Source organism: Megasphaera sp. AM44-1BH (genome assembly GCF_003467125.1).
Lineage (GTDB): Bacteria > Bacillota > Negativicutes > Veillonellales > Megasphaeraceae > Megasphaera.
In genome coordinates, this window is the sequence record NZ_QSFA01000002.1 from 86733 (window position 1) to 99736 (window position 13004).

At 39.8% G+C, this 13004-nt stretch carries 7 protein-coding genes; all 7 read left to right on the forward strand.

The window, feature by feature from the left end; genetic code table 11:
- The first annotated feature begins 14 nt into the window (after nt 1-14).
- Nucleotides 15-1007, forward strand: coding sequence for a phage capsid protein (locus DW949_RS02605; RefSeq protein WP_118021730.1), 993 nt, complete (start codon nt 15-17; stop codon nt 1005-1007).
- A gap of 81 nt (nt 1008-1088) precedes the next feature.
- Complete coding sequence (locus DW949_RS02610; protein ID WP_118021731.1) at nt 1089-1655, forward strand: hypothetical protein; 567 nt, start codon at nt 1089-1091, stop codon at nt 1653-1655.
- A complete protein-coding gene (locus DW949_RS02615; protein ID WP_118021732.1) occupies nt 1652-3970 on the forward strand; it encodes a hypothetical protein in 2319 nt (772 codons plus the stop codon). The genes DW949_RS02610 and DW949_RS02615 overlap by 4 nt, the downstream gene beginning before the upstream one ends.
- Before the next feature lie 20 nt (nt 3971-3990).
- Nucleotides 3991-4758, forward strand: a complete 768-nt coding sequence (locus DW949_RS02620) for a hypothetical protein (protein ID WP_118021733.1) — start codon at nt 3991-3993, stop codon at nt 4756-4758.
- A 5-nt stretch (nt 4759-4763) separates the two neighbouring features.
- A complete protein-coding gene (locus tag DW949_RS02625) occupies nt 4764-7013 on the forward strand; it encodes a hypothetical protein (RefSeq protein ID WP_118021734.1) in 2250 nt (749 codons plus the stop codon).
- Between the two features lie 18 nt (nt 7014-7031).
- Nucleotides 7032-11726 (forward strand): transglycosylase family protein, encoded by a 4695-nt coding sequence (locus DW949_RS02630; protein WP_118021735.1) that lies wholly within the window; start codon nt 7032-7034, stop codon nt 11724-11726.
- Between the two features lie 6 nt (nt 11727-11732).
- Complete coding sequence (locus tag DW949_RS02635; protein ID WP_118021736.1) at nt 11733-12992, forward strand: phage tail fiber protein; 1260 nt, start codon at nt 11733-11735, stop codon at nt 12990-12992.
- Nucleotides 12993-13004: the final 12 nt, after the last annotated feature.

Sequence of the window (13004 nt, forward strand, 5' to 3'; positions counted from 1 at the left end):
ATTGATTAATTAATATGGCAAATTTAACAAATATTTCTCAGCCCGGTCTTAATCAGGGGCAGTCTGATGCTTTGCAGGGTTTTCTTAAAGTATTCAGTGGTGAAGTTATTTCTGCATTCGATAGAGCTTCTAAAAGTGTGAATAATCATATCGTTCGTACTATTTCCAGTGGCAAGTCAGCAAGCTTCCCTGTAATGGGTCGGGCGACTGCTCACTATCTTGCACCGGGCCAGTCTTTGGATGACGTACGAGAAGCCATTCCGCATAACGAAAAAGTTATTGGTATTGATGGCTTGCTTACTTCTGACCAGTTGATTACTGACATTTATGAAGCTATGTCTCACTTTGATGTACGACAGGAATATTCCAAACAGATGGGTGAAGCACTTGCTTTGTCTGCCGATGGTGCTATTCTTGCTGAAATTGCTAAACTGGCTATTGCTAATACTGAAAACATTACAGGTCTTGGTAAAGGTATTATCATTGAGAAAAAGCTGGCTTCTGGTGACATTGGTATTACGGAAGCTGAAGGTAAGATGATTGTACAGATGCTTCTCGAACTGAAAGCTAAGTTTTCTAATCAGTACGTACCCAATGATGAACGCTATGTCTATATGAAACCAGAAGGGGTAGCAGCTCTCATTAATTCGTGGAATGCTATCAACCGTGACTATGGTGCTGTTGGTACTATTGTTGATGGGAACATTACCAAACTCGCAGGATTCAATATCATTGAAGTTCCTCATCTTACTATTGGCGGAGCAGATGGTGAACATGTCTTGCGGTCTGGTGTTGCTCACGATTTCCCGTCTGCATATAAAGACAAAACCGTATTTGTCGCCGCTCATCATACTGCTGTTGGTACAGTTAAACTGAAAGACCTTGCTGTAGAAACTGCCCGTCGTATCGAATACCAGGCGGATCAGGTAGTTGGTAAGTATTCTATGGGACACGGTGGTTTGCGTCCGGAAGCTTGCGCAATCGGTACTATTTCTGCTTCTGTATAAGTTTGTTTATGGATGGGAGAGGTTTACTTTTAGGGTTCCTCTCCCTATTTATTTCTCTGTAAAGAAAGGTAGGTGAGACATATGATACTTACACCATTGACTGAGTTAGATGCAATTAATGAAATTATCACAGCCACAGGTGAGGATGGAATTTTGTCTATCGAAGAAGTTTCAGAAAATGCAGATGCTACAATGGCTCAGAAGATGATAGAATCTGTAAGCCGGGAGATACAACAGGAAGGATGGGACTTCAATACTATTCCAGAGGTTACATTATTTCCAGATACAAACACAGGAAAAATAAAGTGGAATACGTATTTCTTACGTTTAGGCTCAACTGAATACAGAAATAGAGGTGGATATCTTTATAACATTACAGACAGTACAGACAAATTTGCCACATCTGTAGTTTTTAGTAATGTTATTGTGCTTATTCCTTTCGATGAACTACCGGAGGTTTTCAGAAAATATGTAACGACAAAAGCGGCTTTAGCATTTTCTACCCGTTTCTTGGGGGATGCTGAACTCGAAAACTCTTTGTCTTCTGAACTTTCTAAAGCGTATGCTGATGTAATGACATACGAGTTAGACACACAGAAAGTAAATGTCTTTAATAATACTTCTGTATCTGAGGTGGGAACACGATGAGTAATATGACCCAGAGAATAGACAACTTTATAGAAGGTGTGTCTCAACAGTCACCTATGTTGCGTCATGCTGAACAGCTAGAGGAACAAATTAATGGCTACAGTACTGAAGCAGGGGGATTACAGAAAAGACCTCCTACTATATCTATAAGTAAACTGTTTAGTGGTACTGAGACAAATGATAACCTATATGTTCATATTATAAATAGAGATGAAACTGAGAGATATATTGTAATCTTAGATGTGACGAAAAAGAGTATCAGAGTATTTGATTTGTCGGGCAAGGAAATAAAAGTCACTGTAGAAGACCCAGATTATTTGTCTGGTATCACAGGCAATTCATATGCTCAAATGAAAGCTATTACGGTGGCTGACTATACATTTATTCTGAATAAGACAAAGAAAGTACGTATGTCTGGCGTTAAGACTTCTGATACTATGGCTAATCAGGGGTGTCTAATTAATGTCAAACAGGGGCAATATGGTAGAACGTACAAAGTGTCTATTGATGGTAAGCAGGTCGCTTCCTATGAAACTCCTGATGGTTCACAAGCAGCTCATGTAAAGAATATTGCTACTGATTATATACGTGACCAACTAGCAACACAAATTCGTAGTGCAGGTTATACGGTTGATACAGGTTCGTCCTGGCTACGTGTTAGAGGTAATATTAGCAAGGTAGAAACATCTGACTCATTCAACAACTTGGCACTAATTGGAATTACATCATATACGAATAAATTCACAAACTTACCTGCTTCTGCTCCAGATGGCTACATTGTCTTAATTAGAGGTGAGTCTAATGCTGATGACGATTACTATGTAAAATATTCTTCCAGTAGAAACATTTGGGTAGAGTCGGTGAAGACAGGAATAGATAATACAATAGACAAAAAGACGATGCCACATGCTCTAATTCGTAATTCAGATGGAAGCTTTACTTTCAAAACCTTAGACTGGGCAGAACGAAAAACAGGTGATGAGAGCAGTAATGAAGAACCATCATTTGTTGGTAGCACTATCAATGATTTGTTTTTCTACAGAAATCGTCTTGGATTCCTTAGTGGTGAGAATATCATTTTGTCTTCTTCTTCAGATTTATTTAATTTCTGGATGCAGAGTGTAGTGGATGTACAGGATGATGATACGATAGATACGAACGCACCTAACAACAAAGTGTCTGTTCTGTATAATGCTATTCCATTCTCAGGTGCTTTATACGTATTCTCCGGCCAGACACAGTTTGCACTCACGGCAGACGGTACACTATCTCCTAAAAATGCCAGGCTGGATAGTATTACAGAGTTTACTTCAGATACAGATGTTATTCCTGTTGGTGCGGGTAATTCTGTGTACTTTGTCTCTAAGAGAGCGGATTTTGCTTCTGTCAATGAATATCGGGTAGCTCAATATTATACAGATGTAAAGGATGCAGAAGATGTAACAGCTCATGTTCCTTATTATATCCCAAATGATGTCTACAGGATGATTGGTAGTTCTAATGACAATTTACTGTTCTGTATGTCTGATAATGACAAGCATATAATATATGTATATAAGTATTTGTATATGAACGGCAATAGGGTACAGAGTTCATGGTCTAAATGGAAATTTACAGGTGAAGTAATTGGTGCTGATTTTGTGGGATCTACTATGTATCTCGCTATCAAATATAGTGACAATTCAATATATCTTGAGAAACTGACTTTGAGTTACAATACTGAGGATTTTAAAGATACAGAGAAATACCGTGTGATGCTTGATAGAAAAATAGAAGTAACATTGTCTACTGCTAATGCCACTGAGGATGACCAATATATTATTATAGATGTGTCTAAATTGTATGGAGATGCGAATACTCATATCTCAATAGTTACGAATGACGGTATAGTGTATGAAGACAATAAAATTCTCAAAAATGATGTAACAAAGATGGGAAGCAAAGTAATAGTAGGTGTTCCATATGATTTTGAAATGACACTTTCTACTATTTATATGAAACAGAAAAACAGTCAGGGAAGTACAGTAACTATTCCTAGTTATAAGTTGATGTTGAGACACGTATTTTTTGACTATGCTGATACGGGTTTTATGGAAGTCGCTGTTGACAATAAGTATAGGTACAAACTGACAAATAAGAAAGTTGGTTCATATAGATTAGGTAATATTGCATTGCTAACCGGAACATTCAGAGTGCCGGTTAGAAAACTGAATACTAAAGCCGTTATAAAAGTAATCAATTCATCACCATTACCTTTGTCTATTATTGGTGGTGGTTATGAAGCCAATTACACAACAAGATTTAAGAATTTGTAAGGAAAGGAGAGTTATATAATATGGGTGCAATGGGAGCTATTCAAGGTGGCCTAATGTTAACTCAGGCTTATACAGGATGGAAAGCTCAAAGAGACCAGGCGAAAGAGCAAGCAAAAGCTTTGTCTAAACAAGCAAGTGCCATAGGAAAAAATTTAGCGTATGCATTCCAGAACTATGAATTACAGCGTGTTGATGCCTTTGATTCTGCTGTGAATAGTTTGATGAAGACAAGACAGCAGGCATTAGCACTTACTTCTAGTGTACGCGCAGCTATAAATGAAGAGACAAGCGGTAATTCAAGAACTGGCAGGGCACTACAGAGAGCTTCCAGTGCCGACGTGTTACGTACTGAAAGTTCCATTAAAGACAACTATGAAAGACAATCTGATGAAATAGACTTGAACAAAGAAGCAGAGAAAAGACAAGCTATTGATGAAATTAATAATATTAAAGCACAGGCTCCACAAATGCCGTCTGTCTGGTCACTCATAGGGCAGGTAGCAGGTGGGGCTTTGTCTATATATAATTCGTACCAGAATGCGAGTGAGTCAGCGGCTTCACAGGGGATGAAATTAGACACATGGTGGAGAGCAAAGAATCCAGAGACATATACAGCTAATCGGTATCACTTTAGTATTCCTACGTATTCTTCTGGGCTTCCAAATAGTTACAACTATACAAACTATATGTCTAGAAATATTCCTATACGGTATTCTTTCCCTAACATGCCTACTTACTATACTCTTTTGCCTTCTACTTATACATACAAAAATACAAGGGGGTGGTGAATTAGATGGCAAATACGAATACTAGCAATGCTGTAGGTACTGCCAGACAGTTCACACCACAGCCCCAGAGCACGTATCAGAGACAGCTTATAACTCCTAGATTAGGAAATACTATTCGCTCCAGAGATGTACAGTCAGCAGGAGCACAGTTAGCAGAATCTTTGGGAGTTCTACAAAATGCAGTAGAAAAATACAGACAGGATTATGATACCAGACAAAAGGATATTGCAGACAAAGTAGTACCTATCCTGTATGGTAAAGAAGATCATGATACCCGGCTGACTGTTGATAGTGTCGCTCTTTTGAATAAAGCCGGTATAGGTGGTTTGCAAGATAATCCATATGCCTTGGCTTTGATAGACCAGTTGAGAGGGCAGGAAGTGTCTTCTGAAATTCATAAGAGATATGATGCATATGCTTCTCAGGAACGTCTGAAAGGTACTCTTGAGGATGAGATTAAGAGTTACGATGATTTCTATAATGAACATGTTCAGGACTATTTGTCTAATCTAAACGTTAACAATAAGTACGCTATGGATAATGGCCTGTATGAATCACGAGTAGTTAATACTGGTAAAGTAGCGAGTAAGTTCATCACAGAAAAAGAAGAAGAAATGTCTATCAATCGTTCTGAAGCCATATCTTCTTTTGTCTCTGAAAATACACGCAATAGATGGAAATGGTCAGAAGATGAGGAAAATAGTTTTGTCTCACAAGTTGGCAATCTTCTTACCACTACACAGGAGCGTGACCCGACAAAGAACTATCAGATACTAGACAACATGATGAAGACAATAGCTACTAATACAGGTAACTACAATATATTATCTAAATTGAAGGAAGCTGTTGTCTACGGTAATCAACGCTTAGGTGATTTTATTGATATAGACAAATATAAAGACCTTGCCAATGAATCCAATAAGGCACACTGGATGCAGAGAACACGAGATATATATGATAAGGTGTCTACAGCTAAAGACAAACGTTCTCTATATGAAATAGTAGATGGTTTTGATGATGATGAAGATAGACAAATTGCTTCTGGTTTTGTCAGTGGGCAGTTGTCCAGTATCGAAGCTGAGGACAGACAGAGAAGAGCGATTGAGCTTGCATCTGCTAAGGCTATGGCTAAAGCGGCTGTTGGCAATATTAATCTAAAAGCACAATTATCAGCTATTATGAATGGACAGACAACAGATGCCATGGGAAATGGCGTTGTTACTACTGCTTCACAATTAAAATCGCTTGGTATAGATGAAAATGATATGATTCTTGCTATAGATTCAACTATTGAGAGTCTGAATTTTGATGATCCTAATGCTATGTCTCAGCTGATGCGTTTGTCTTATCATCCGGCATATAAAGGAGCTTTTTCTAAGGTATTGCAATATGACGCTACAGCAGGTCTGAATAGTCTGACAATAGACAATCAAGAACTAACACCATCCTTAAAGCGATGCGTTGATTTATACTTGCGTTCTCCCAGTTTATTTAACGACATGGTTTCTGATTCCAGTTTACAAGCCGGTGTCATGTGTGTAGCCACTCAGGGTGTTCCTACTTACTTACAGGTAAAAGATGTATTAGGAGACAAAAGTAAGCTTGAGCAGATAGACAAAGATATGAAGGATGCTGTACAGGATGGCGTATCTGGTATGTCTTTACCCTCCCTGGCTGATGGAAGTTCATATGAAGGATTTTCATATACAGAACCTAACTCATTAGCTTTTAATGATACCTATAAAAACTACGCACGCATATACAGGGCAGAAGGTTTCTCTGTTGATGAAGCGATTCGGCAGACTAATTATCGTTTGTCTTCTGAATATTATGCATTTAATGGTTGTCCTATTCCTAAATCAGTAGCACGACTGTGTGATATAGGGGGCACGGATGAAGACACCTGTAGATCAGCTTTCTACTGGGTACTTGGTAGTAAATTAAAGAATTACTGTGAAAGTGCAGGTGTAGACTCGTCGGTGGTAACTGTGTCTTATCGTTCGAATAATGCTAATGGACAATCTATAGTTTCTTTCTCCAGTTCGGCAGGTATTGTATCGTATCCTTTAATGGGTGACAACGGTATTATCACTGAAGCTAGAGCAAACTTGGAACAGAGTGGTAATCAGACATATGAAATTCCTGCCAGTGAGAAGCTCGCTAAGGAAGAAGATAATACTGCAAGAGATAATGCTATACAAACTAAGGAAGATGAACGGTCGTATGTATATGGTGGTAATCATTTCTGGATGTAAGAAAGGTGGTGGAATTTCATGAGCAAGAAGGAAGATATAGCAAAATTTATGATGGCTATCAAGGGGCAGGAGTCGGGCGGGGATTATACAAAACCTAATGAATCTGGCTCTGGTTGTACAGGGGCATACCAGTTCTGTCAAGGTACATGGGATGCATATGCAAGCAGTGTAGCACCAGAGTATGTAGGAATAGATCCTGCCAGTGCACCTCCAGATGTGCAGGATGCTGTAATGTATGCTAAGACTTCTGAAATGTATGATAGATATGGTGGGGATACTCGCCTAATGGCTTTGGAACACTATGGTGGTTCTGGTGTAGCGGATAGGGCAATGGAGACAGGTGTCATTTCAGATGCACCAGAGTGGTTCAATGGTGACAGGTATCCCTCTCAGTTAGAATATGCAAATGCCATAGCAAATTCTTCAGGTAGTGCAGTTCCTTCTTTTGGTGGCATGGATAAAGCCGTGTCTAATAGCAGACCCATGTTACAACAAACAAGCGTACTACCTATTTTCATCAATCCGGACATATACAAGGTAGATAATACAGAGTTAAACAATAGGCCTTTCTTTGATAAGTTGTCTGATTCATTCCAGAATATGTGGTATGAAAATGGAACTATATCTGCTATCCGGTCTGCTTTGATAAAGTCTGTTAATAGAGGGTACGAGAAAAACTGGACACCTTCTGACGATGACCTGAAGTTAATGGACGATTTACTGGGGGATAATAAAGTAGCAAAACAGTCAGTACTTCTTAACTCCGACAATGAAGCACAATTCAGGGCATTTCTGAAGACAAAGAAAGAAGATATAGATAGAGCTGAGAGAGCGGAGCAAACTTCTTGGGGCATTCATTCCATTATTGGTGGTGGCCTTGGAATGCTCCTTGACCCTCTGAATCTTATTCCTTTCGTTGGTGAAGGTGCTATGGTAGCTAAGGTAGGTTCTAAGTTAGGCCTGAAGACATTGGAGAACATAGGAGCTAAACGTGTCTATCAAATCGCAGAATCTGGGGCAACACAGGGATTAGTTAATATGGCGGATTCCTTCCTTTCTGAAAGACACGGAATAAATGAAGCTAACTATGCTGTGTCTGGCTTACTCGGAGCGGCAGGTGGTGCAGGTGTTCGCTTGCTTAGGACCATGCGGAATATTCCAGGCACTAAGCTTGATGGGGAGAATATGCAGAAATTCATTGCTCAGACAAAAGCGCAGGAAGAACAGGCAGTCAGGGGAGCAATGGACATGGCAGATAATGTTTCTTTGGTAACTAATGTGGCTCTTAGACATAATGATACCCCTGTAGAAAGAGCAGTATCTGAAGTTTTGCGTTCTAAAGAAGACATAGCTAAAGGGCTTGATGAACTCACAGGTAGAAAAGTAACTACAGGTAAAGCAATGGAAAAAGCTGTGAGAATGACAACAACGAAATTACAACAGGCTAAAACTGTGTCTGACCTTGTAGGACGGAAAGCAAGCACTTTGTTACGGAAAGCAGGATTGGATAAGGATGCTTCTCTGTCTGATTTATTACAGGTAGCTAGAGACAATCCAGATATTGGTAGACAGGTAAGAAAGGCCACTGAAAAGTATCTGAAAACACCTTTCTCGGATGGAGCATGGAATGGTTTTCTGTACAAGAAGGGTGAAAAGAGTGTAGATGAAAAAGCTAAGTATGCCATGGAAGCTCTTACTGATTCTGAAAAAGCTAATAACGTCCGTCTGCAAATCGAAAAGAATACTGGTGAAAAGGTAACTAATGAGGATGTTAGACGGAGCTTAAAGAAAATACTGTATCAAGAAACTGGGGTTACGTACAAAGAGTCTGGAGACATCATAATCAATGGTACACGCATTAGACCAGAATCGCCTGTTCATGATTCTATTGTACATCCAGATATTTACTCTATCGGTATGGACGCACCAGAACTTGAAGATATGACAGTGGCTTCTCGCTCTGTGTCTCCTACGGAACTGAAGAAAGACGGAATAATCAGTAGGGAAGAACAGGAAGCTTTCCAGAAAGATACTGAGTTTGGTTCAAAAACACCTAGAGAAGTGGAAAAAGAATCACAGGTAGCATTCAAGAGCAGAGTGATGCAGTACATAGGCAGAAAACTACAGGATAGTAAATATCTCGGTAATACCTATGGGCATTTTACAAACTCTGTGTCTAATCATCTCCGTGACTTTGGTAGGAAGATGCTTGGTGATACAAGACAAAATGCTGATAGACTGAATGATGGTATGACTCTGGACTTCAATACACGAAAGACAATAGCACGCAGAGAATTACAGAATTATCTCGGTCAGATGTATAGTCAGTATGTGTCTTTTTTCAACAAGAATCCTGGGACTCCTACAGAAGTCAGGCAGAAATTTGGCAAACTGTTTACGGAAGCCTATGATTCGAAAGTTAAGAAAGGTCAGGTTATAGATGGGTATCCGGACGAAATTAAGGAAGCTGTTAAGTTGGCGGAACAGTTCCGTAAGGAAGAACAGTGGATGCTACATAAAGCCGGACTTTTGGATGATGTAATTCCAGACACAGGTTTTTACAGGAATGCTGATGTAGACAAAGTAGCTGACTTCCTTACTCACTTTGACACGACTGATGATGCTATTAGATGGTTGGAAAGATATGGAGCTGAAAATGCAGACAGAAGTGCACTAGAAAGAATGTGGAAAGAAGACTTGGCTAAACGTGAAGCAGATATAGAAGCAAGACGAAAAGCCGGTAAGAAGATCACAGAAGCAGAGGAAGAAGCGCTCGCTACTGAAACCTTAGATGATTTTATCAATAGAGAAGCTCATAACTGGGCATATGGTATCATAGACAGAAATTTGTCTAATTCCAGAATTGAGTTACGTGATCTGAATCATATGAATAAGCTTGAACAGTACCAGAGAAGATTCCCTGTAGACACAGCTGCTATTTCTTCCAGAGAACTTCCTAATGGTGGTGGCCTATGGTCCTTTGATGATTGTATGCGAGACCACGATATCTTTAAGACCATGGAACGAATAGCTGACCGTAGTTCTGCTAAAGCTACATTACGCTCCTTTGGTGTAACGGATATGGGTAAGTTCTTTGATGATTACAGAGACAAGATATATAGGGAACTACGAGGTGCTAATGAAAACAGGCGGCTTATCAATCGGTCAAAGGTAGAAGAAAGCTTGGAAGAATTTGACTATATTGTATCTAAACTTATGGGGTATCGTTATGGAACTAAGCAAGCACAAGACCCAATGAAAGGTATGGTACGCTTACTCAATAAACTTTCCTATTCTATGAATGGCTTCAACATGGGGCTTAACCAGATAAATGAAAATATGGGGCTTATGTCTGTTACTGGTAGCCGTGCCATAACTCATATGATTCCTGGGTTAGACAAAGTTTTACAGGGTATGAGACACACTGCACTTTCTCCGGATGAAATAAAGAAGCTGCGTATAGCCAGTGATTACGCCCATTACAATTTCTTGAATCCAATGGACTTAACCACACCACAGGTAGAGCGTATAGGATTGAGAGCTAAGGTAATGGCTAAGGCAAATACTATGGCTGACTATGCTTCTGATATGACTTCCATGATAAACAGATTGTCCGCGTGGACTTCTAAGGCTGTCAGTTTGGGCGAAGCGGATGTTATGTCTGATTTGGTGGACTGGGCTGTTCTGGGTAAGACAAGGAAGAAAATATTTTCTGATAGGTTCATGAGGGAAGCCGGGGTGCGTGATGAAGACAAATTCAAAGACACAATCAATAAGTACTTTGGTAATTTAGACCATGATGATCCAGATGCTGTATTTAAGGCTATACATGAAATGCAGGAGAAAGACTATCAAGCCTTTGTTTCCATGAGAGCATTGTCAGCACAAGCAGTACAGAGAGGTATCTTACAGCCTAATTTGTCTAATGATAATTACTTTGCTAAAAAAGGTATGTGGCCTATTCTGTTTCAGTTCAAGAACTTCTCACGAATGGCTTTGGATTCCCATTTAGCAAGAGCCTTGGAAAGACCAGACAGGGAAGCAATGACACAGCTCTTGTCTTCAGGGGTAGCAGGTGCAGGTATCTGGGCATTGCGTACACAGGTATATGCAAATTATAAATATAAAGACGAAAAGGAAAGACAAAAATATCTTGATGATACCTTGACGGCAGATAATTTTGCTCGTGCAGGTATTACCAGAAGTTCCTTGTTAGCCGGATTATCTTATGGGAACGACTTGTACGAAATGATATCTGGTGCTCCTACTGTACGTACTACTGTAAATAGACAAGGACAGGCTACGGGAATTGGCGATTATGTCAATCAGTTACCTGCCTTTGGTTCAGCTAATACTATAGTGTCTGGAGTTGGTGGTGTATGGGGTGCTTTGCACGACCTTGTGAAAGACCATGAAGTATATCAAGATGATGCCAAAACAGTAGCTAACATGTTCCCGATAGACAAATTTGTTGGCACACAGGCAGTTTTATCTGGACTCCTTGATATCCACAAAGGACAAACCGTAGAAAATAACTTTAAGAATCGTCCGGAAAAGAGACTGACTAACAATCCTGTACAGATGCTGAAAGATTATGTTACAGGGACAAATGATGTAAAAGAACAGAACGAAAAGATGAAAGAAAGTCAGAAAATGAAAAGAGACAAAAATAAAAAGAAAGAAATTATTCCTATGAATGGAGAAAGGTGGTAACACATTATGGCTCAAGACTTAAAAGCAAGTGTATCTTTTATTGGTGATGGTAATACTACTAAATTTTATTTCGGATTTGATTATATTAATAAACAGTTTATTAAGGTCTCTGTGGGGACAGACGGCACACTTTTGTCTTATCCTACAGATTACACGGTGAATGATAAAGAGGTAGAGTTCGTGAAAGCACCTGCTAACGGTACACCAATTCGAATTTATAGACAAACTAATACATCTCGAATTATTGAATGGTCTGATGGTGCATTCATTAAAGCTTTACAGATGACGCTCGAAAACGTTCAGCAGTTACATCTGATTGAAGAATCCCAGGACTATGTAATCATCAATGGCATGTCTAAGTATCCAGATGGAGTTAATTTTAATGCTCTGGGAGCACGTGTTATAAATGTTGCAGACCCCAAAGAACCACAGGATGCTGTAACGAAGCACTACATGGAAACGGTACAGGGTGGCTTTGTGTCTCAGAATACAGCACTGGTAGAACAGGCGACTACACAGGCGACCAATGCGAAAAACAGTGCATCCAGTGCGGCTACATCAGCTTCCCAGAGTGCTTCTAGTGCCAGTGCTTCTGAAACATCTAATCAGTCGGCTAAGAAGTGGGCTGAGTCTACGGATTCACCAGATAATCAGGCAGACACAGATAGTACGACAGGGAAGACACAGAGTTCCCGGAGTTGGGCATTATATAGCAAGACAAAAGCGCAGGAAGCGATTACAGCTACTAGCACGATGGATGAAAAAGTTGCTGTTGCTATAGAACAAGCGAGCAATGCCGCTAAAAATGCTGAGAATAGTAGAATTAATGCAGAAAATTCTTCTGTAAGCGCAGAGAAAGCACTCTTGGCAGAAAACAATGCAGGTGCTTATGCGAATGCGGCTCAGATATCTGAGGTAAACGCAGCTGAGAGTGCAAAACAGGCAGCCGAATCCGCTGTTGTCTCGAATGCTTTCACAGGGGCCACAGCTACACAAGATGGCTTAGCCGGGATAGTACCAAAACCACTGGCAGGACAACAGACTAGTTTCTTAGCTGGTAGTGGTACATGGGAACCTATTTATCTCCTTGTGACCACAGGAATGATAGTGGCATTCAAGGGAAAGCTAGATACAAATGGATTCCCGATTATTCCTTCTTTAAATACTCCTAATTTTGCATGGCATGTATGTGATGGGACAAATGGCACACCGGATTTAAGAGATAAATTTATTCCAGGCACGTCTTATATCATGATGATCGGATAATAAGCGAATAAT